The following is a 20,838-nucleotide window of genomic DNA, read 5'->3' as shown; positions in this document are numbered from 1 at the left end:
GTGAGGATCAAGCGCACCATCCCCCACAACGGCATATCAAGACACACCCGTCTGCTCGCCGTGGCCACCGGGCTCGTCGCCGCAGGAGCGCTCGCCGTGCCCGCGGCCACCGCGCAGGACGGCGCCGCCACCTTCAGCGCCTCGCAGCTGGAACAGGCCAGCGACGCCGTCCTCGGCGCCGACGTCGCCGGTACCGCCTGGGGTGTCGACGCGAAGACCAAGCAGGTCGTCGTGACCGCCGACAGCACGGTCTCCAAGGCCGAGATCGCGAAGCTCAAGGACGCGGCGGGAGCCAACGCCGACGCGCTGAGGATCGAGCGCACCCCGGGCACGTTCCAGAAGTACATCTCCGGCGGCGACGCGATCTACGCGAGCAGCTGGCGCTGCTCGCTCGGCTTCAACGTGCGCAACGGCAGCACCTACTACTTCCTGACCGCCGGTCACTGCACCGACGGCGCGACCACCTGGTGGTCCAACTCGGCGAAGACCACCGTGCTCGGCACCACGTCGGGCTCCAGCTTCCCGACCAACGACTACGGCATCGTCAAGTACACGAACAACTCGGTCACCAAGTCCGGCACCGTGGGCAGCCAGGACATCACCCGCGCCGCCGACCCGACCGTCGGACAGAACGTCACCCGGCGCGGCTCCACGACCGGCACGCACAGCGGCCGCGTCACCGCGCTGAACCAGACCGTGAACTACGGCGGCGGCGACGTCGTCTACGGCATGATCAAGACCACCGTCTGCGCCGAACCCGGCGACAGCGGCGGCCCGCTGTACTCGGGCTCCACGGCCCTCGGTCTGACCTCCGGCGGCAGCGGCAACTGCTCGTCGGGCGGCACCACGTTCTTCCAGCCGGTCACCGAGGCGCTGCGCGCGTACAACGTCAGCGTCTACTGACACAGCGCCCGCCGAGAACGTCCCACCGGCACAGGCCCCCGTCCGGACACCGGGCGGGGGCTCGCTCTTGCCCGAAGGGCGAGCTACCTTCGAAGCAGCGCGCAACACGCCCAATTCGGACCCTGGGGGGCCGGCATGGTCGAGGAGCTGGTGGCGGTGGGGTTGACCCTCGGGTCGCTCGGAGCGGTCTACGCGATGGCGGCGGCGCGCGTCATCAAACAGTACGAGCGAGGTGTGGTGCTGCGCCTCGGCAAGCTCCAGAGCCACGTGCGCGGACCGGGGTTCACCATGATCGTGCCCATGGTCGACCGGCTCCGCCGCGTCAACATGCAGATCGTGACGATGCCGGTGCCCGCCCAGGACGGCATCACGCGCGACAACGTCACGGTCCGCGTCGACGCCGTCATCTACTTCAAGGTCATGGACGCCGCCGAGGCGGTCGTCGAGGTGGAGGACTACCGCTTCGCGGTCTCACAGATGGCACAGACGTCGCTGCGCTCCATCATCGGCAAGAGCAACCTGGACGACCTGCTGTCCAACCGCGAGAAGCTCAACCAGGGCCTGGAGCTGATGATCGACTCCCCGGCCGTCGGGTGGGGCGTGCAGATCGACCGCGTCGAGATCAAGGACGTGTCGCTGCCCGAGACGATGAAGCGGTCCATGGCCCGCCAGGCCGAGGCCGACCGCGAGCGGCGCGCCCGCATCATCAACGCCGACGCCGAACTCCAGGCCTCCAAGAAGCTCGCCGAGGCCGCCCATGAGATGTCGGAGGAGCCCGCCGCGCTCCAACTCCGGCTCCTCCAGACCGTGGTGGCCGTCGCCGCCGAGAAGAACTCCACCCTCGTCCTGCCCTTCCCCGTGGAGCTCCTCCGGTTCCTGGAACGGGCCCAGCCGCCCGTGCCGCAGCAGCCGCAGGGGAACCACGCGGAGCCCGGGAAGCTGCCGGATTCCGGTGCGGGAGACGCGGAAGTCGGAGAGCTCGGCCCGTCCACGGGGTCGAAATCCGGACAGGACTAGTCCTTACCGGCTGACGACCTTCCCTCGCACGGGGTGTTTGCAGCGGGGACCGACGTGCTGTGACCCGGCTCACTCGACGCACAGGGGGCGCACGGCCGTTCCCGCATGCGCGTCCTGAAGTGGACCTTGTGTGCGACCGGATGACGTCGGGATAGTTAGCGGGTCAACTTGGCATGGACGCGGCTAATTCAGCGTGGTGGTTCCGTGCTGCGCAAGACACGCGACCCGCGAGGCCCCCACGCCGGACGGGTCGGTCCCCCCACAGGAGGTCGTGAGCTTTGAAGCACCGACGCATACCCAAGCGCCGTGCCGCCGTGGCAGGCGCGGGCATCGCCGCGCTGGTCGCCGCGGGAATCACCTTCCAGACTGCGAACGCGAGCGAGAACTCCCCCACCCCCACCCCCGACACCCTCTCCGTGGCCAAGGCCGGAAAGCTCGCCTCTTCGCTGGGCAAGGAGCTCGGCGCGGACGCCGCGGGCACGTACTACGACGCCGAGACCAAGACCCTCGTCGTGAACGTGCTCGACCGGAGCGCGGCGGACGCCGTCGAGTCGGCGGGCGGCAAGGCCAGAATCGTCGAGAACTCCCTCGCCGAGCTGAAGAGCGCCCGCGCGACGCTCGACGACAAGGCGGCCGTGCCCGGCACCTCGTGGGCGATGGACCCGGCCACCAACAAGGTCGTCGTCACGGCCGACCGCACGGTCAAGGGCGCGAAGCTCGACAAGGTCACCTCGATCGTGAAGGAGCTCGGCGGCAAGGCCGAACTCAAGCGCAGCAAGGGCGAGTACAAGGCCTTCATCGCCGGCGGCGACGCGATCTGGGGGAGCGGCTCGCGCTGCTCGCTCGGCTTCAACGTCGTCAAGGGCGGCGAGCCGTACTTCCTGACGGCGGGACACTGCGGCAACGCGGTGAAGAGCTGGTCCGACTCGCAGGGCGGCTCGGAGATCGGTGCCACGGAGGAGTCCAGCTTCCCGGGCAACGACTACGCCATCGTGAAGTACACGGCCGACACCCCGCACCCCAGCGAGGTGAACCTCTATGGCGGCACCCAGGCGATCAGCAAGGCCGGGGACGCCACGGTCGGCCAGAAGGTGACGCGCAGCGGCAGCACCACCCAGGTCCACGACGGTGACGTCACCGCGCTGGACGCCACGGTCAACTACCAGGAGGGCCAGGTCGACGGTCTGATCCAGACGACGGTCTGCGCCGAGCCCGGCGACAGCGGCGGCGCGCTCTTCGCCGGCGACACCGCGCTCGGCCTCACCTCGGGCGGCAGCGGCGACTGCTCGTCCGGCGGCGAGACCTTCTTCCAGCCGGTTCCCGAGGCCCTTTCGGCCTACGGAGCGGAGATCGGCTGACCTCGCAGGACGCTCGACGCCCCGCTCCCGCACCTGCGGGGGCGGGGCTTTCCGTATTTATCGCATTTCTTGTGAAAGTTTTCACAAGCGCGCATGGGTCTAAAGTCACTCACGATTTGCGCAGCTCAGGGCCGCTTTCGCGCGTGCTTGCGTTTCCCCGGAAGGACCTTCTCCCCTGCGTTTGAGGCCCTTTTCGGAGCCTCGCGGGACACGTACAGGTGTGGAATTGAGGTGGAGCGAAAAGGACTCGAAGAATCCGACGAAGGGGTGCCGCCATGCAGGCCAACGAGATGGTGGACGGACTGGTCGAGAGGGCGCTCACGGCCCTCGGCCGGTTCGCGACGTACGACCAGGAACAGGTCGACCACATCGTCAAGAAGGCCTCCCTCGCCGCGCTGAGCCGGCACGGGGAGCTCGCGCGGCAGGCGGTCGAGGAGACCGGCCGCGGCCTCTTCGAGGACAAGGCCGTCAAGAACCTCTTCGCCTGCGAGCACGTCGTCAACTCGCTGCGCGGCCTGAAGACGGCGGGCGTCGTCTCCCGCGACGAGCTGAACGGCGTCACCGAGATCGCCGAACCGGTCGGCGTCGTCTGCGCGATGACGCCGGTGACCAACCCGACCTCCACCACGCTCTTCAAGGCGCTCATCGCCCTCAAGACCCGCAACCCGATCGTCTTCGCCTTCCACCCCAGCGCCCAGCGCTGCTCCGCCGAGGCCGCGCGGATCGTGCGGGACGCGGCGGTCGAGGCGGGCGCGCCCGAGGACTGCGTGCAGTGGGTCGAGGAGCCCTCGATGGAGGCCACCGGCCTCCTCATGAACCACGACGGCGTCTCCACGATCCTCGCCACCGGCGGCAACGCGATGGTGAAGGCCGCCTACTCCTGCGGCAAGCCCGCACTCGGCGTCGGCGCGGGCAACGTACCCGCGTACGTCGCGCGCAGCGGCAAGCTGCGGCGGGCCGTGCACGACATCGTGCTCTCCAAGGCCTTCGACCACGGCATGATCTGCGCCTCCGAGCAGGCCGTCATCCTCGACGAGGAGATCTACGACGAGGGGATCGAGGAGTTCCGGCGGCTCGGCGCGTACGTCGTCACGGCGGCCGAGAAGACCAAGCTGGAGGAGTTCGTCTTCGGCACGACCGCCTTCGCCAACAACTGCTCGGGCGCCGAGCTGAACGCGGACGTCGTCGGCAGGTCCCCGCGATGGATCGCCGAACAGGCCGGGTTCGAGGTCCCCGAGGGCACGTCGGTCATCGTCGCCGAGTGCGCCGAGGTCGGCGAGGGCGAACCGCTCACCCGCGAGAAGCTCTCCCCGGTACTCGCCGCCCTGAAGGCCGACACCACCGAGCACGGCCTCGAACTGGCCGCCCGGATGGTCGAGTTCCACGGACTCGGGCACAGCGCCGCCATCCACACCGAGGACGAGGAGCTCGCCGAGGAGTTCGGCAGGCGCGTCAAGGCGGTCCGCGTCATCGTCAACGCGCCCTCCACCTTCGGCGGCATCGGCGACGTCTACAACTCCTTCCTCCCCTCACTCACCCTCGGCTGCGGCAGCTATGGACACAACTCGGTGTCCAACAACGTCTCCGCGGTCAACCTGATCAACATCAAGCGGATCGGACGGCGCAACAACAACATGCAGTGGTTCAAGGTCCCGCCGAAGATCTACTTCGAGCGCAACGCGCTGCGCTACCTCGGTGAGATGGACGGCATCAAGCGGGTCTCGATCGTCACCGACAAGACCATGTCGGCCCTCGGCTTCGTCGCCCGCGTGACCGACATCCTCGCGGCCCGTACGTCGGCCGTCACCGTCCAGGTCATCGACGACGTCGAGCCCAACCCGGAGCTCTCCACGGTGCGGGCGGGCGCCGCCCTGATGCGGGACTTCGAGCCGGACACGATCATCGCCCTCGGCGGCGGCTCGCCGATGGACGCGGCCAAGATCATGTGGCTCATGTACGAGCACCCCGAGGTCGAGTTCGCGGACACCAAGGAGAAGTTCTTCGACATCCGCAAGCGGGCGTTCAAGTTCCCCGGGCTCGGCGAGAAGGCGCAGCTGGTGGCCGTCCCGACGACCTCGGGCACCGGCTCGGAGGTCACCCCGTTCGCGGTCATCTCCGACCCGGCGGCCGCGCAGAAGTACCCCCTTGCCGACTACGCGCTCACTCCGAACGTCGCGATCGTCGACCCCGTCCTGCCGATGCGGCTCCCGGCGACCGTCACCGCCGACTCCGGCTTCGACGCGCTGACCCACGCCACGGAGGCGTACGTCTCGGCGTACGCGAACGACTACACCGACGGGCTCTGCCTCCAGGCCATCAAACTGATCTTCGAGAACCTGGAGCGGTGCGTCGTGAACGGGGCGGAGGACCCCGAGGCGCGCGAGAAGATGCACAACGCCTCGACCGTCGCGGGCATGGCCTTCGCCAACGCCTTCCTCGGCCTGGTGCACGCCATGGCACACACCCTCGGCAACACGTTCCACGTCGCCCACGGCCGCACCAACGCGCTGCTCCTGCCGCACGTCATCCGGCACAACGGCACGGTGACCGGCAAGGCGACGCCCTGGCCGAAGGCCGAGGTCTACCGGGCGCCTGAGCGGTTCCAGGAGATCGCCCGCATGCTGGGCCTGCCGGCGGCCTCCCCGGAGGAGGGCGTCGAGTCCTACGCCCGCGCGGTGGAGGAGCTGCGCGCGAAGTGCGGGATCCCCGCGTCCTTCCAGGAGGAGGGTGTGGACGAGGCGGCCTTCCTGGAGGCCCTGCCGCAGCAGGCGATGAACGCGTACGCCGATCAGTGCGCGCCCGCCAATCCGCGCATGCCGATGATCGACGAGATGCAGCAGCTCATGCGGCAGGCGTACTACGGCGCGACCAGCCACTGACGAGCCGCAGGGACGAACTCACCGCTTCGGCCAGTACCACAACGGCTCGTCCAAGAGGCTCTCCCGGCCCGCCACCGTCGTCCGGCCCGACTCCTTGAGCAGTTCTATGGAGTTGACGTCGACCCGGTGGCGGGCCGCGCCCTTGGCCACCGCCTCGGCGAGAGGGCGGGCATGGGTCACCAGGACTACCTGCGTGTCCTTCGTCGCCGTCACGATCAGGTCCGCGAGCGGGCGCAGGAGGTCCGGGTGCAGGCTCGTCTCCGGCTCGTTCAGGACGAGCAGCTCGGGCGGCCGCGGGGTCAGGAGCGCCGCCGTCCACAGCAGGTAGCGCAGCGTGCCGTCGGACAGCTCCGCGGGGCCCAGCGGGCGCAGCAGCCCGTGCTGGTGCAGCTGGAGCTCGAACCGGCCGCCGTTGTCGACGACGCGGACCCGGCTGCCCGGGAAGGCGTCGTCCACCGCGTCGTCGAGCGCCTCGTCGTCGCCGATCTCGCGGATGGTCTGGAGCGCGGCGGCCAGATCCGCGCCGTCGTGGGCGAGGACCGGCGTGCGCGTGCCGATGCGGGCGGCACGGGCGGGCGCGTCGGCGTCGGTGCGCACGTGGTCGTAGAACCGCCAGGAGCGGATCAGCTCGCGCAGCCGCAGCAGGTCGGGAGCGAGCTGCGGGTCGGCGAACTCGCTCAGCATGCTGTCGTACGGACGGATGCCCTGGGTGCGGTGCCAGCCGCCGTCGGCCGTGCGGGTGCGCACCGCGGGGCCCGCGCGGTCGCAGAGCAGCGCCGCGGGCCGCAGGACGGGGCCCGCCCAGGTGGACTCGCGCTTGATCTCGGGGTCGAGCTGGAAGAGGGACGGCGCGCCCCGCGGGCCCGCGCCGCTGGACTGGGGGAGGCCGAAGTCCACCGCGTACCCGAACTCGTCGCCGGCGAAGCCGAGCTTCAGCCCCGTGGGCTCCGCCTTCCGCTCGCCCGCCCAGAGCGCGGACGGCAGGCCGCCCTCGCGGGCCAGGGCCGCGACCGCGCCGCCCGTGGCGGAGTCGGCGAGTAGGCGCAGGGAGCGGTACAGGCTGGACTTGCCCGTGCCGTTCGCGCCCGTGATCACGTTCAGCCGGTCCAGCGGGACGATCAGCTTGCGCAGGGAGCGGTAGTTCTCGACGGCGAGTGTGCGGATCATGCGTCTCAGCCTCGCACCCGGGTCTGACAATCCCCGTGTGTCACCCGAAGCGGCGGCTGCCGCTGCCGTTTCCGCTGCCGTAGTTCGTGCCGCTGAGGTCGATGTTGCTGCTGTGGTGCGTCTTGCGGCGGGCGGACAGGGCGAGGGTGACGACCGTGCCGAGGAGTGCCCAGGCGGCGAGGACGAGGAGCGGGCGGGTGATCGAGTTCCCGTCGAAGTACGCGATGGAGCGGGCGACCCAGGTGCCCGCGCCCGGTTGCAGCCAGGGCCCGATCGCTTCCCAGAAGGGCGGGAGCATCGGCAGCGGGAAGGCGCCGCCCGCGCTGGGGTTGCCGCCGATGACGACGAGGAGGACGGCGAGTCCGATGCCGACGATGCCGGTGAGCGCCTGGAGGGCGAGGGTGACCGCGCCGACCCCGAAGATCACCAGTGCGCCGAGGCCCCACAGGCCGAGGACGCTGCCGGGCAGGGCGCCGAGGATCGGCCCGATGATGACCGCGCCGCCGAGCCCGCCGACGATCGCGTAGAGCGCCATGGTGCCGAGTCTGATGACCGCGCGGGGCACGTTGGAGGCCCGGGAGCCCGCGCTGATCGCGAGGATCGACGCGCACAGGTAGCCGCCGACGCACCAGCCGACGACCAGGTAGAACGACGAGAGGCCGTTGAAGTCCTGGTCCGACGCGGGGGCCACGTCGTCGGTCTTCACGGTGCGCTTCTCGGCGGCGTCGACGTCGGTGACGAGGGTGGTGAGGGTCCTGGAGAGGGCGGTGCCGCCGCCGGAGGCGACCAGGAGGGTGTCGGTGGTGCCGCGCGGGTCGACGAGCAGGGCGCCGTCGATGTCGCGGTTCATGATCTGGTGGCGGGCCGCGGCCTCGTCCTTGAGGACGCGCGGGTCGAGCGGGTCGCCGGGGAGCTTCTTCAGCTTGTCGGCGGTCTGCTCGGCCGCGGCGCCGGGGGCGACGACTCCGAAGGGCACGTCTCTGGGTTTCGGGTTGTGCAGGGCCCCTACGTAGGAGGCGATGAACAGCAGTTGCAGGGCGAGTACGCCGATGACGAGCAGGGCTGCTCGCGGGGTGACGGCGCTCTTCAATTCGTCGGCGAACCTCATGCCCCCACGCTCCGGTGTGCGGGGCGTTTGCGCAGGTGGGATGGGCCGAACGGACGATGCGGGGGCAGTGGGGTCAGCCCTCGCACGCTAATCGAACGTATGTGTCGTACGTGAGTTCGAAACTGGTCTATGGTGGAGACGGGGGATGTCAGATCGGATCGGTTCGGAGTTTCAGGAGGTGCGTGTGCCCGGGTTCACGCATCTGCACACCGTCTCCGGATTCTCCCTGCGGTACGGCGCATCGCACCCGGAGCGGCTCGCCGAGCGCGCCGCCGACCGCGGCATGGACGCCCTCGCGCTCACCGACCGCGACACCCTCGCGGGCGCCGTCCGGTTCGCCAAGGCCGCGGCCAAGGCGGGCGTGCGGCCGCTGTTCGGGGCCGAGCTCGCGGTGGGCGCGCCCGCACCCGCCCGGGGCGAGCGCCGGCGTGCCCCCGTACGCGGCGGCGCCTTCATCGACGAGTCGACACCCCGCGTCACCTTCCTCGCCAGGGACGGCGCCACCGGCTGGGCCACGCTCTGCCGCCTGGTCACCGCCGCGCACCGCGACGGCACGGCGCAGGGGCAGGCACAGGGGCAGGGGCAGCCCGTCCTGCCGTGGCAGGAGAACCACGGCGAAGGTCTCACCGTGCTGCTCGGCCCCGCGTCCGACGTGGGGCGCGCGCTCGCCGCGGGCCGCCCCGACCGGGCCGCCCGCCTCCTCGCCCCCTGGCGCGAGCGGTACGGCGACGCGCTGCGCCTGGAGTCCGTCTGGCACGGCCGCGAGGGCACGGGCCCCGGCTCCCTGCGCCTGGCCGCGCGCACCGTCGGCTTCGCCGCCGAACAGGGCGTGCGCCCCGTCCTGAGCAACGCCGTGCGCTACGCGGACCCCGGCCAGGGCCCGGTCGCCGACGTCCTCGACGCCGCCCGCCGCCTCGTCCCCGTCGACCCGACCAAGGAACTCGACAGCGGCGAGCGGTGGCTGAAGGGCGCCGACGCCATGCTGCACGTCGCCGAACGCGTCGTCGAGGCCGCGGGCTTCCGCCGCGACACCGCCCACCGCCTCGTCGAACAGACCAGTGCCGCCGCCGCCGAATGCCTCGTCGACCCCGAGGACGACATCGGCATCGGCTCCGTACGCTTCCCCGAACCGCACCTCGTCGGCGCCGGGCGCCGCACCGCGCAGCGCGTCCTCGCCTCGCGGGCCGCGGCGGGCATGGTGCGGCGCGGCTACGACACCCGGCGCGAGTACTGGGAGCGGATGCACCACGAGCTGGACATCATCGACCACCACGGATACGCCTCGTACTTCCTGACCGTGGCCCAGGTCGTCGACGACGTGCGCGACCTGGGCATCCGGGTCGCGGCGCGCGGCTCCGGCGCCGGGTCCCTGGTCAACCACCTCATCGGCATCGCGCACGCCGACCCCGTCGAGCACGGGCTGCTCATGGAGCGGTTCCTCTCCAAGCGGCGGCACGTCCTGCCGGACATCGACATCGACGTCGAGTCGGCCCGCCGCCTGGAGGTCTACCGCGCGATCATCGGCCGCTTCGGCCCCGAGCGCGTCGCGACGGTCGCGATGCCGGAGACGTACCGGGTGCGCCATGCCATACGCGACGTGGGCGCCGCCCTGTCCATGGACCCGGCCGACATCGACCGGATCGCCAAGGCCTTCCCGCACATCCGCGCCCGCGACGCCCGCTCCGCGATGAAGGAGCTGCCCGAACTCCGGGAGATCACCCAGGAACTGGGCGACCGTGACCGGCTGTGGGACCTCGTCGAGGCGCTGGACGCGCTGCCGCGCGGTGTCGCCATGCACCCGTGCGGGGTGCTGCTCTCCGACGCCTCGCTGCTCGCCCGCACCCCCGTGATGCCGACCAGCGGCGAGGGCCTGCCCATGTCGCAGTTCGACAAGGACGACGTCGAGGACCTCGGCCTGCTCAAGCTGGACGTGCTCGGCGTGCGGATGCAGTCGGCGATGGCGCACGCGGTAGCGGAGGTCGAGCGGGCCACGGGTGACGCCGTGGATCTCGACGACCCGCGCCAGGTGCCGCCGGGCGACCCGGCGACGTACCAGCTGATCAAGTCCACCGAGACGCTGGGATGCTTCCAGATCGAGTCGCCGGGCCAGCGCGACCTGGTCGGGCGGCTCCAGCCGACGACCTTCCACGACCTGGTGGTCGACATCTCGCTGTTCCGGCCAGGACCGGTCGCCGCCGACATGGTGCGGCCCTTCATCGAGTCCAGGCACGGCCGCGCGCCCGTCCGCTACCCGCACCCCGACCTCGCGGAGCCGCTGAAGGAGACGTACGGCGTCGTCGTCTTCCACGAGCAGGTCATCCAGATCGTCGACATCATGACCGGCTGCGGGCGCGACGAGGCGGACCGGGTGCGGCGCGGGCTCTCCGACCCGGAGTCGCAGGGCAGGATCCGCTTCTGGTTCGCGCAGCACGCGGCGGCCAGGGGGTACGACGCGGAGACCATCGGCCGCACGTGGGGGATCGTCGAGGCCTTCGGCTCGTACGGCTTCTGCAAGGCGCACGCGGTGGCCTTCGCCGTGCCCACCTACCAGTCGGCGTGGCTGAAGGCCCATCACCCGGCCGCGTTCTACGCCGGGCTGCTCACGCACGACCCCGGGATGTACCCGAAGCGGCTGCTGCTCGCGGACGCGCGGCGGCGGGGGGTGCCGATCCTTCCCCTGGACGTGAACCGGTCGGCGGTCGCTCACCGTATCGAACTGGTGTCCGGTTCGGAGGGGGCTCCGGACCGGTGGGGGCTGCGGCTCGCGCTCTCCGACGTGCACGGCATCAGCGAGGCCGAGGCCGCCCGGATCGCCGATAGTCAGCCCTACGCCTCCCTCGTCGACTTCTGGGAGCGCGCCAGGCCCTCCAAGCCGGTCGCCCAGCGGCTCGCGCAGGTCGGCGCACTCGACGCGTTCGGCGCCAACCGCCGCGACCTGCAACTGCACCTGGCCGAGCTGCGGCGCGGCGCGCGGGGCGCGGCCGGCGCCCAACTGTCCCTGGCGGGCGGCCGGAAGACGGTGCCCGCGGGCCTGCCCGACCTGGACGACGCGGAGCGGCTCAGCGCCGAACTCGGCGTCCTCGGCATGGACTCCTCACGCCACCTCATGGGCGACCACCGCGCCTTCCTCGATGAGCTCGGCGCCCTCAGTGCCCGGCGCCTGCGCGAGGCCGAACACGGCGCGACCGTCCTGGTCGCGGGCGCCAAGGCGGCCACCCAGACCCCGCCGATCCGCTCCGGCAAGCGCGTCATCTTCACCACCCTGGACGACGGCACGGGCCTGATCGACCTGGCCTTCTTCGACGACGCCCACGAGCGGTGCGCGCACACCGTCTTCCACTCCTGGCTGCTGCTCGTACGCGGCGTCGTGCAGCGCCGCGGGCCGCGCAGCCTCAGCGTGGTGGGCGCGGCGGCGTGGAACCTGGCGGAGCTGGTGGAGGTGCGGGCGGAGGGGGGCCTCGATGCGGTGGCGCTGCGCTTGGCGGAGCCGGTCCATGGGTCGGAGTCGGAGTCGGAGTCGGTCCCGGAACCGGGCTCGGAACCGGGCTCGGAACCGGGATCGGCGGCAGGGCGGCGTATCCGTATGGCCACGGGATACGAGATGCACCCCTGGGCGGACCTGCGCCCGGCGGGCGAAGGGGCGACACCGGCAAGGAAGCTGTGGCACCGGAGTTCGGGGAGCGCGGGATGAGTGAAGAGGCGCGCGGGATGAGCAACGGCGTCACCACCCTCTACGTACGCTTCCTGCTGCCCCCCATGCACGAGGCGCTACTGCCCCAACTCCTCGCCCTGCTGGGCGAGTTCACTCCGCAGGTAGAGGCGCTCCCGCCCGACGCCGCGCTTGTCGACGTACGGGGAGCGCGACGGTACTTCGGACGGAGCGCCGTCGACCTCGCCGCACTGATCCGGGTACGGGCACTCGCGCTGTACGGGGTGGAGTGCGCGATCGGCGCAGGGCCCGGCCCGATGCTGGCGCGGATGGCCGCGCGCGGCGCCGCCCCCGGCGTGACCCGCTCGGTGCCCGAAGGGGAGGACGGCGTACGGGAGTTCCTCGCCGAGCGGCCGGTCGGCGAGCTGCCCGGCATCGGCCGCGCCACCGCCCGCACCCTCTGCGAGTACGGCCTCGACTCCCTCGGGAAGGTCGGTGCCGCGCCCCTGTCCACCCTGCAGCGGCTCGTCGGCGCCCGCGCGGGCCGCGAGCTGAGCGAGAAGGCGCGGGGCGTCGACCGCACCCGGGTCGTGCCGAACGCCGCCGCGCGCTCGCTCTCCGTCGAACGGCCTTTCCCGCGCGACGAACTGGACCCCTTCCGGCACCGCCGCGCACTGCTCTCCGGCGCGGAGGAGCTGGGGGCGCGGATGCGCGGCGAGGACCAGGTGTGCCGCACGCTGGTCCTCACGGTGCGGTACGCCGACCGCTCCACGACCACTCGCTCCAAGGCCCTCCCCGAGCAGACCGCGCACTCCACCGAGCTGGCCATGACCGCGTACCGCATGTACGAGGCGCTGGGCCTCCAGCGGGCCAGGGTGCGCGCCCTCTCCCTGCGTGCCGAGGGCCTCGCCCCCGCCGAACACGCCACCCACCAGCTGTCGTTCGACCCGACGGACGAGAAGACCCGCCGCATCGAGGAGGTCGCCGACCGGGCGCGGGCGAAGTTCGGTCCGGGCGCCATCGTGCCGGGAACGCTGGCGGCGTAACGGCGCCGGGATCCGCGTCGTGACCGCGCCAGTGAACGCTGGAACTTTTTACGACGCGCCGCTTCACTCTTCACCTACTCGCGCGTAATTTGACGTGAGCACGGCATCCTGCTGATCCGGGTCACAGGGCGTACCGCCATCGCACTCCCCTTGAGCCGCAAGGAGATCACACGATGCTGCCCTGGAGACGAGCGCTGCGCGCGCTCGCCGCCGCCCTGCTCGTCACGGGCGCGGTCACTCTCACCCCCGCCACGGCCACCGCTGACGCGGCGTCCACCGCACCCGCCATATCCCGAGGCTGGAACGACTACGACTGCAAGCCGTCCGCCGCACACCCCCGACCGGTCGTCCTCGTGCACGGCACGTTCGGGAACTCCGTCGACAACTGGCTCGTCCTCGCGCCCTACCTGGTCAAGCGCGGCTACTGCGTCTACTCCCTGGACTACGGCCAGCTGCCGGGCGTCCCGTTCTTCAACGGCCTCGGCCCCATCGACAAGTCGGCCGGGCAGCTCGACACCTTCGTGGACAAGGTGCTCGCCTCGACGGGTGCGAAGAAGGCGGACCTCGTCGGGCACTCGCAGGGCGGCATGATGCCGCGCCACTACCTCAAGTTCCTGGGCGGCGCCGCGAAGGTGAACGCCCTGGTCGGTCTCGCCCCCGACAACCACGGCACCACGCTGCTCGGCCTCACCAAGCTGCTGCCGTACTTCCCCGGCATCGAGGACCTGCTGACCACGAAGACCCCGAGCCTCGCCGACCAGGTCGCGGGCTCACCCTTCCTGACCAAGCTCAACGAGGGCGGCGACACGGTGCCCGGCGTGCGCTACACCGTCATCGCCACCAAGTACGACGAGGTCGTCACCCCGTACCGCACCCAGTTCCTGACCGGCCCGGACGTCCGCAACGTCACCCTCCAGGACCTGTGCCCCGTGGCCCTGTCCGAGCACGTGGCGATCGGCATCCTGGACCGGGTGGCCCACCACGAGGTGGCGAACGCACTGGACCCGGCACACGCGACGCCGAGCACGTGCCTGTCATGACACGTGCCCGGCGTCGTTTCCGCTGACTCCGTTCCGCTGACTCGTCCGGGGCTCAGCGGCCGTGGCGTCCCGCGGCGCGGCGGCGGGTCGTGGCGAACATCGCCGCGGCACCGATGGCCAGGATGGCGGCGCCGCCCATGGCGATGTACGGCGTGGTGCTGTCGCCGCCGGTCTCGGCGAGGTTGTCGTTCGCCGTGGTGACCGGCTTCTCGGCGCCGCCGTTCACCTCGGGCCGGTTGTCGCCGGCCGCCTCGTCCGCGGCCGGGGCGGCGGGCGCGGCGCCGGTGGCGTCGGCGCCCGTCTCGGCGTCGGCGTCCCCGTGGCCGTGGTGCTCGACGGAGGACTTGTCGGCACCGGCGGCGATGTCCTGATCGGTGGGCGCGGAGGCGGCGGGGGCCGGGGCGTTGCTGCCCGAACCCCCGCTGTCCTTCCCGAACACGACGTCGGAGCAGGTGTAGAAGGCCTCGGGGGAATCGGAGCGCTGCCAGATCGAGTAGATCAGGTGCCGGCCCGACTTGGCCGGGACCTTGCCGTCGAAGACGTAGTCACCGTTCTCCATCTTCGGGTCGGCCACGTCGACGAAGGGCTTCTCCTCCAGATCCGACCACTTCAGCGGCTTGGACGGGTCGTACGAGTCCTTGGTGATGTACAGCTCGAAGGAGCCCTTGTGCGGGGCGGTGCCCTTGTAGTGGAAGGTGTGGTTGCCGCCGGACATCTTGCTGGACGGCCAGTCGGCGCGCGGCAGGTCGAGCCCCTTGTACTTGTCGTTCCCGGCGCTGCACAGCTTCCCGTCCGGGATGATCTCCTTCGACTTCCCGGCGGCGTTAGCGATGTTCACGCCGTTCCAGTCGTAGAAGGCCTGCGCGCCACTGGCCGCGACGGCTGCCTTGCAGGCGGCCGACTCGGGCGACTCCGGCCCCTCCTGGAAGCAGGCGGAGACCCGGCTGACCGGGTCCGTCATCGAACCGTGCGCGGCGGCAGGCGTGACCGAAAGGGCGGTCAGGGCGAGCGGCGCGACACCGACGGCGGCGAGGCGTGCGACCTTGCGGCGTGCAGACATGGGGGTTCTCCTCAAACGGCGGTTCAGGGGACACGGGGCAGTGGCGAACGGGCGGCACGGCCCCCCGATCCACCAGCGGCACCGACGGCTCGTCACCGCCCCGGCGACCAGAAAACTAGCCCCTGAAATCCACGAAATCCCCTGCTGGGGGCGGGGGATGGAGATCCTTATGGTCGCTTTAAGGGAGAGCTAACCGAGGGCTCAGACTGGGCTTTTGGACGTCCCGGTTTGCCCCCCCTGCGCGAGCTACGGACCGATCCGTGTGACCCCGGAGTGAATCCACGCGACGTGCTACCACACGTATGCCCCGCGAGTCCCTGGATTGCCGCAACTCGGGTGCCAATACGCCAGGGTTCGCTACCCCCGCTCGTTCGCCACCTGGGAGTTCCCCGTTTCGCGCCACCCAGACGCCAGGGTCAGCAAGATCATTCGCCACCGGCAAAAGCCGCATATTGCCGAACCGGGCGGTCATAACGGCTTGATGAGTGCCGTGACTTGGGGTTATCTCGTCCTGGAGCGCCTGCAGAGGCCCGCAGCCGGGGCGCTGCATGCTCCTCGCGCACACGCGAGAAAGGCCTGGCTCCGGGAATGCAGCCCAGAGCCAGGCCCGTGCGCGGGGCGGGTGAGTCCGGCCGGGTATCCGTCGGCCGGGCTTGCTCATCCGCTCGGCCAGCCGTCCGGCTCACACCTCATGCGTCACACAAAGCGTTCGACGCACCCCGCGATGGCGGTGATCGCGGTGAGGGACAGCGCCGCTAACTGCACCCACTCGTACCGTCGGGGGCGCCTGGGGCACCTGCCCTCCCGCCTCGATCCGTCCATCGTGTCCGGCCTCCTGTCTCTCTGTGTCCCCGACCGAAGTCGGGACCCGCCCGGGCACGGGCGGGCGTTGCGGGAGAGACATCGCCGGGCATCTCGCAACCTACCGGCGCGCCGGGCGCGCGCTCGACCGACCGCCACCATTCGCCAGGGATCGCCAGGCTCAACCAGGGAGAGAGCCAGGCGCCCGGCCCGCCGGCCGCGGTGCACGGTGGCCGCCGGGACCGCCTCACCCCACCCACCGATACCGCCGCTCGGGCCGCCCCGTCCCCCCGTACCGAAGCGTCACCTCGGCCCTGCGGGTGTCCGCGAAGAATTCCAGGTAGCGGCGGGCGCTGACGCGGGACAGGGTGCCTGCTTCCGCGCACTCCGAGGCGGAGAGGCCGGACGGGTGGTCGCGCAGGGTCTGTTCCACCAGGTCCGCCGTGTGGGGGGCCAGGCCCTTCGGGAGTTCTCGGGAACCCGGCGGGCGCGTGCCGAAGATCTGGTCGACGTCCTCCTGGCGGGCCTCCGCCAGGCCGTCCAGGCGGGCCCGCAGGGCGGCGACGTGGCGCAGCTGCTCCTGGAGCGCGGCCTGGTTGAAGGGCTTGATGAGGTAGTGCAGCGCGCCGGCCCGCAGCGCCGCCCGCACCACCTCCGCGTCCCGCGCCGCCGTGATGAACAGCGCGTCCACCGGCTCGCGCCCCGGCTCCCGCTCCTCGGCCGCCCGCAGCTCGCGCAGCACCGCGATGCCGTCCATGTCGGGCAGGTACACGTCGAGGAGTACGAGGTCGGGGCGTACGTCATCGGCGAGGCGCACCGCCTCCGCGCCGCTGTGCGCGACCCCGACCACCGTGAAGCCGGCCACCGCCGCGACGTACCGACTGTGCAGCTTGGCGACCATGAAGTCGTCGTCCACGACCAGCACCCTCGTCATCGCCGCAGGCTATGGGCGCGACCACAAGGACCACAACGTCCGTTGGTTCCGGAAGAGAGACAGGTTGTTAACGCCCGGGCAACATGTGGGCCACCTCACAACCGACTACACGCCGACAGGTGGTGGCACACGTGCGCCTGCGCACCCCCCTCGCCCTGTCCGGGGCCGCCCTCCTCGTGCTCGTGGCGCCGCCGCTGCTCACCACGGGCAGCGGCGCCGACACCGGCACACAGATCCCCGGCCTGCGCTTCATGGTCCCCAACACGCCCGGCGGCGGCTACGACATCACCGCACGCACCGCTGCCAAGAACGCCGAGGACGCCGGACTCACCCACAACATCGAGGTGTTCAACCTGCCGGGAGCGGGCGGCACCGTCGGCCTGACCCGGCTCGTCGGCGAGCACGGCAACGGCAAGCTCGCCATGTCCATGGGGCTCGGCGTCGTCGGCGCCGCCCGCTCCAACGACTCGCCCAAGACCCTCGCCGACACGACCCCCATCGCCCGGCTCACCGAGGAGCAGGACGTCGTCGTGGTCGCCAAGGACTCCCCGTACAAGACCATCGGGCAGCTCATCGACGCCTGGAAGGAGGATCCGGGCAAGGTGCCAGTAGGAGGGGGTTCTTCGCCCGGTGGGCCCGACCACCTCGCCCCGATGCTGATGGCCCGTGCCGCAGGCATCGACCCGAAGGAGGTCAACTACGTGCCCTTCGACGGGGGTGGTGAGCTTCTTGCCTCCATCCTCGGGAGCAAGGTCGCCTTCGGTGTCTCCGGAGTCGGCGAGTACCTCGACCAGATCAAGTCGGGCGAGCTGCGGCTCCTCGCCGTCACCGGACCCGAGCGGGTCAAGGGCCTGGACGGGCCCACCCTCAAGGAGTCCGGCTACGACGTGAACTTCACCAACTGGCGCGGCATCGTCGCCCCGCCCGGCCTCAGCGACGCCGAGCGCAAGAAGCTCACCGGGCTCATCAAGAAGCTGCACGGGTCGCGCGAATGGCGCGAGTCCCTGCGGAAGAACGGGTGGGACGACGCCTTCCTCACCGGAGAGAAGTTCGGCGACTTCCTGGACGCCCAGGACAAGCGCGTCGTCTCCGTACTGAAGGAGCTGGGGCTGTGAGCACCAACGGCCTCCCGGACCAGTCCGGCAACCCCGGCCTCCCCGGCACCCCCGACGCGCCGCGCGGCCGCCGCGCCTGGCTGCGCGAGCACTCTGAGCTCGGCGTCTGCGTCCTGCTCCTCGCCCTCGGCGCCCTCGTCCTCACCGACGCCCTCACCATGGACGTCGAGATCGCCCAGCGCGGGCCCATCGGCCCGAAGACCGTGCCGATCGTCGTCGGGGCCGGGCTGCTCGTCGTCGCGCTGCTGCTCGCCGTCGACGTACTGCGCGGCGGGCGCGGCGAGGCCGAGGGCGGCGAGGACGTCGACCTGTCCGAACCCGCCGACTGGCGCACCGTGCTGCTGCTCGCCGGCGTCTTCCTCGCCACCGCCGCCCTCATCGAACCGGTCGGCTTCCCCATCGCGGGAGCGCTGCTCTTCTGGGGCTCCGCCCACGCCCTCGGCAGCCGCCACCTCGACCGCGATCCGCTCATCGCCGCCGGGCTCTCCGTCGTCACGTACGAAGTCTTCAACAACCTGCTCGGCGTGCCCCTGCCGGGCGGCCCCCTGATGGGAGTGCTGTGACATGAACGCCTTCTCCTCCCTCATGGACGGCTTCGGCACGGCCCTGACCCCCGTCAACCTCCTGTGGGCCGCCGTCGGCGTGCTCCTCGGCACCGCGATCGGCGTACTCCCCGGCATCGGGCCCGCCATGGCCGTCGCCCTGCTGCTCCCCGTGACGTACGGACTCGAACCGACCGGCGCCTTCATCATGTTCGCGGGCATCTACTACGGCGCGATGTTCGGCGGCTCGACGACCTCCATCCTGCTCAACACACCCGGTGAGAGCGCCGCCGTCGTCGCCGCCATGGAAGGCCACCCGATGGCCAAGGCAGGGCGCGGAGCGCAGGCCCTCGCGGCCGCCGCCATCGGGCACTTCGCCGGCGGCATGATCGGCACGCTGCTCCTGGTCGCGCTCGCCCCCACCGTCGCCGACCTCGCCGTCGACATCGGCGCGCCCGACTACTTCGCCATCATGGTGCTCGCCTTCATCGCGGTCACCTCCGTGCTCGGCTCGTCCCGCGTCCGCGGCCTCGCCTCGCTCCTCATCGGCCTGACCATCGGCCTGGTCGGCCTCGACCAGATGACGGGCCAGCAGCGGCTCACCTTCGGCTCGCTCCAGCTCGCCGACGGCGTCGACGTGGTCATCGTCGCGGTGGGGCTCTTCGCCATCGGCGAGGCCCTGTGGGTCGCCGCCCATCTGCGCCGCACCAGCGGACAGGCCATCCCCGTGGGCCGCCCCTGGCTCGGCGGGGACGACGTGAAGCGCACCTGGAAGTCCTGGCTGCGCGGGCCCCTCATCGGCTTCCCGTTCGGCGCCATCCCCGCGGGCGGCGCGGAGATCCCGACGTTCCTGTCGTACGTGACGGAGAAGCGGTTGTCGAAGCACAAGGACGAGTGGGGCAAGGGCGCCATCGAGGGCGTCGCGGGCCCGGAGTCGGCGGCCTCCGCGTCGGCGGCGGGCACCCTCGTCTCCATGCTCACCCTCGGCCTGCCCACGACCGCCGTCGCCGCCGTGATGCTCGCCGCCTTCCAGCAGTACGGCATCCAGCCGGGACCGCTCCTCTTCGAACGCGAGCCGGACCTCGTCTGGGGCCTCATCGCGTCCCTGTTCGTCGGCATGGTGCTGCTGCTGGCCCTCAACCTGCCCCTCGCACCGGTCTGGGCGAAGCTCCTGCGCATCCCGCGGCCCTACCTCTACGCGGGCATCCTCTTCTTCGCGGCCGTCGGCGCCTACGCGGTCGGCGGCGAGGCGCTCGACCTCGTCGTCCTCCTCGTCATCGGCCTGATCGGCTTCGGCATGCGGCGCTACGGACTGCCGATCCTGCCCGCCGTCATCGGCGTCATCCTCGGCCCGAACGCCGAGCAACAGCTGCGCCGCGCCCTGCAGATCAGTGACGGCGACGTCAGCGGCCTCCTCACGCCGTTCTCCGTGACGGTCTATGGCCTCATCGTCCTGATCGTGGCCTGGCCCTTGTTGAAGAAGGCGGTGGTGCGGGCGCGACGCCGTGACGTAGACGTAGAGGCATGACCACCACCGAGGGCCCCACGGACGTCCGCCTCGCCACCGCCGCCGACGTGCCCGCCGTACGGGCGGTCACCGACGCGGCGTACCACCGCTACATCGAACGCATCGGGTTGGTTCCCAAGCCGATGGAGGCCGATCACGCGGCCGATGTGGCGGCGGGCTTCGTGTACGTCACCGGGGACCCCGTGGTGGGTCTCCTGGTGCTCGTCCCGCGCCCCTACGAAGGGCGGCTCCTCCTGGAGTCGATCGCGGTCCACCCCGATGCCGCGGGGCGGGGGGTGGGCCGGCGTCTGCTCTCCTTCGTGGAAGCCCACGCGCGCGAGCTGGGGCTTCCCGAGATCCGGCTCTACACCAACGCCCTCATGTGGGAGAACCAGAAGATCTACGAACGGTACGGGTACGAGGTCGTCGAGCGGCGCGCGGACGGGCCGTACGACCGGATCCACTACCGCAAGCGGGTCCAGGACCGCTGACGGTGTGGCCGCACCCGCCGTATCCGCCGCACCCGCCGCATCTCAGCCGTCCGGCCACCACGTCCGCTGGATGTCCTTGCGGACCTCGGGCCTCTCCTGCGGCTGGGATTCCGCCTCCTGACGCTCCCGCACCCGACGGCTGACGGTCTTGGCGGCGGGTTTGTGCGTGGTCACTTGGCGCATCGCGGCCTCCCTGCCTTCTGCTTCCTGCCTTACCGATG

At 71.2% G+C, this 20,838-nt stretch carries 16 protein-coding genes; 11 read left to right on the top strand and 5 right to left on the bottom strand.

Going from position 1 to position 20,838, the window contains the following annotated elements:
* The 4 genes from NOO62_RS09020 (at position 1) to adhE (ending at position 6,157) form a co-directional block, all read left to right on the top strand.
* Entirely contained in the window at positions 1–903 is a 903-nt protein-coding gene (locus tag NOO62_RS09020; RefSeq protein WP_268770372.1) for a S1 family peptidase, read from the top strand.
* A gap of 135 nt (positions 904–1,038) precedes the next feature.
* Complete coding sequence (locus NOO62_RS09015; protein WP_268770371.1) at positions 1,039–1,920, top strand: slipin family protein; 882 nt, start codon at positions 1,039–1,041, stop codon at positions 1,918–1,920.
* Between the two features lie 278 nt (positions 1,921–2,198).
* On the top strand, positions 2,199–3,278 hold the full coding sequence (locus tag NOO62_RS09010; RefSeq protein ID WP_268770370.1) for a S1 family peptidase: 1,080 nt from the start codon (positions 2,199–2,201) through the stop codon (positions 3,276–3,278).
* A 275-nt stretch (positions 3,279–3,553) separates the two neighbouring features.
* Positions 3,554–6,157, top strand: a complete 2,604-nt coding sequence (gene adhE / locus NOO62_RS09005; RefSeq protein WP_268770369.1) for a bifunctional acetaldehyde-CoA/alcohol dehydrogenase — start codon at positions 3,554–3,556, stop codon at positions 6,155–6,157.
* Positions 6,158–6,175: 18 nt separating this feature from the next.
* On the opposite strand, the gene NOO62_RS09000 is transcribed toward adhE, so the two are convergent.
* Positions 6,176–7,324, bottom strand: coding sequence for an AAA family ATPase (locus NOO62_RS09000; RefSeq protein ID WP_268770368.1), 1,149 nt, complete (start codon positions 7,322–7,324; stop codon positions 6,176–6,178).
* A gap of 40 nt (positions 7,325–7,364) precedes the next feature.
* Positions 7,365–8,432, bottom strand: a complete 1,068-nt coding sequence (locus NOO62_RS08995) for a DUF3533 domain-containing protein (protein WP_268770367.1) — start codon at positions 8,430–8,432, stop codon at positions 7,365–7,367.
* 184 nt (positions 8,433–8,616) lie between these two features.
* On the opposite strand from NOO62_RS08995, the gene NOO62_RS08990 reads away from it, so the two are divergent.
* From NOO62_RS08990 to NOO62_RS08980, 3 genes are all read left to right on the top strand, one after another.
* A complete protein-coding gene (locus NOO62_RS08990; protein ID WP_268770366.1) occupies positions 8,617–12,123 on the top strand; it encodes a DNA polymerase III subunit alpha in 3,507 nt (1,168 codons plus the stop codon).
* Positions 12,120–13,127, top strand: coding sequence for a DNA polymerase thumb domain-containing protein (locus NOO62_RS08985; RefSeq protein ID WP_268770365.1), 1,008 nt, complete (start codon positions 12,120–12,122; stop codon positions 13,125–13,127). Before NOO62_RS08990 ends, NOO62_RS08985 begins: the two co-directional genes overlap by 4 nt.
* Before the next feature lie 173 nt (positions 13,128–13,300).
* The gene (locus NOO62_RS08980; RefSeq protein WP_268770364.1) at positions 13,301–14,167 is read left to right on the top strand and encodes an esterase/lipase family protein; all 867 of its coding nucleotides are present in this window, start codon (positions 13,301–13,303) and stop codon (positions 14,165–14,167) included.
* A 52-nt stretch (positions 14,168–14,219) separates the two neighbouring features.
* Here NOO62_RS08980 and NOO62_RS08975 read toward each other — a convergent pair whose 3' ends face one another.
* Together NOO62_RS08975 and NOO62_RS08970 are read right to left on the bottom strand one after the other, a co-directional pair.
* Positions 14,220–15,227, bottom strand: coding sequence for a lytic polysaccharide monooxygenase (locus tag NOO62_RS08975; RefSeq protein ID WP_268770363.1), 1,008 nt, complete (start codon positions 15,225–15,227; stop codon positions 14,220–14,222).
* A 1,048-nt stretch (positions 15,228–16,275) separates the two neighbouring features.
* The gene (locus NOO62_RS08970) at positions 16,276–16,962 is read right to left on the bottom strand and encodes a response regulator (RefSeq protein ID WP_268770362.1); all 687 of its coding nucleotides are present in this window, start codon (positions 16,960–16,962) and stop codon (positions 16,276–16,278) included.
* A 131-nt stretch (positions 16,963–17,093) separates the two neighbouring features.
* On the opposite strand from NOO62_RS08970, the gene NOO62_RS08965 reads away from it, so the two are divergent.
* The 4 genes from NOO62_RS08965 to NOO62_RS08950 all read left to right on the top strand — a co-directional run bounded on the left by NOO62_RS08965 (position 17,094) and on the right by NOO62_RS08950 (position 20,617).
* Positions 17,094–18,077: a Bug family tripartite tricarboxylate transporter substrate binding protein gene (locus tag NOO62_RS08965; RefSeq protein ID WP_268770361.1), complete on the top strand. Its 984-nt coding sequence runs from the start codon at positions 17,094–17,096 to the stop codon at positions 18,075–18,077.
* Between the two features lie 80 nt (positions 18,078–18,157).
* Complete coding sequence (locus tag NOO62_RS08960; RefSeq protein ID WP_268775528.1) at positions 18,158–18,640, top strand: tripartite tricarboxylate transporter TctB family protein; 483 nt, start codon at positions 18,158–18,160, stop codon at positions 18,638–18,640.
* A 1-nt stretch (position 18,641) separates the two neighbouring features.
* A complete protein-coding gene (locus tag NOO62_RS08955) occupies positions 18,642–20,147 on the top strand; it encodes a tripartite tricarboxylate transporter permease (protein WP_268770360.1) in 1,506 nt (501 codons plus the stop codon).
* Positions 20,144–20,617: a GNAT family N-acetyltransferase gene (locus NOO62_RS08950; RefSeq protein ID WP_268770359.1), complete on the top strand. Its 474-nt coding sequence runs from the start codon at positions 20,144–20,146 to the stop codon at positions 20,615–20,617. Before NOO62_RS08955 ends, NOO62_RS08950 begins: the two co-directional genes overlap by 4 nt.
* A gap of 42 nt (positions 20,618–20,659) precedes the next feature.
* Here the strand turns inward: NOO62_RS08950 and NOO62_RS08945 are convergent, their stop codons facing one another.
* Positions 20,660–20,800 (bottom strand): hypothetical protein, encoded by a 141-nt coding sequence (locus NOO62_RS08945; RefSeq protein WP_268770358.1) that lies wholly within the window; start codon positions 20,798–20,800, stop codon positions 20,660–20,662.
* Between the last annotated feature and the right edge of the window lie 38 nt (positions 20,801–20,838).

Source organism: Streptomyces sp. Je 1-369 (assembly GCF_026810505.1).
GTDB lineage: Bacteria > Actinomycetota > Actinomycetes > Streptomycetales > Streptomycetaceae > Streptomyces.
The sequence above is the reverse complement of the archived record's forward strand: the minus strand, read 5'-3'. Positions and strand labels throughout refer to the sequence as shown.

Bases quoted from the DNA above. Each gene is read 5' to 3' on its own strand.
- NOO62_RS09015 (WP_268770371.1), top strand. From the start codon at position 1,039: ATGGTCGAGGAGCTGGTGGCGGTGGGGTTGACCCTCGGGTCGCTCGGA.
- NOO62_RS09000 (WP_268770368.1), bottom strand. From the start codon at position 7,324: ATGATCCGCACACTCGCCGTCGAGAACTACCGCTCCCTGCGCAAGCTG.
- NOO62_RS08980 (WP_268770364.1), top strand. From the start codon at position 13,301: ATGCTGCCCTGGAGACGAGCGCTGCGCGCGCTCGCCGCCGCCCTGCTC.
- NOO62_RS08970 (WP_268770362.1), bottom strand. From the start codon at position 16,962: ATGACGAGGGTGCTGGTCGTGGACGACGACTTCATGGTCGCCAAGCTG.
- NOO62_RS08995 (WP_268770367.1), bottom strand. From the start codon at position 8,432: ATGAGGTTCGCCGACGAATTGAAGAGCGCCGTCACCCCGCGAGCAGCC.
- adhE (WP_268770369.1), top strand. From the start codon at position 3,554: ATGCAGGCCAACGAGATGGTGGACGGACTGGTCGAGAGGGCGCTCACG.
- NOO62_RS08955 (WP_268770360.1), top strand. From the start codon at position 18,642: ATGAACGCCTTCTCCTCCCTCATGGACGGCTTCGGCACGGCCCTGACC.
- NOO62_RS08985 (WP_268770365.1), top strand. From the start codon at position 12,120: ATGAGTGAAGAGGCGCGCGGGATGAGCAACGGCGTCACCACCCTCTAC.
- NOO62_RS08975 (WP_268770363.1), bottom strand. From the start codon at position 15,227: ATGTCTGCACGCCGCAAGGTCGCACGCCTCGCCGCCGTCGGTGTCGCG.
- NOO62_RS08950 (WP_268770359.1), top strand. From the start codon at position 20,144: ATGACCACCACCGAGGGCCCCACGGACGTCCGCCTCGCCACCGCCGCC.
- NOO62_RS08945 (WP_268770358.1), bottom strand. From the start codon at position 20,800: ATGCGCCAAGTGACCACGCACAAACCCGCCGCCAAGACCGTCAGCCGT.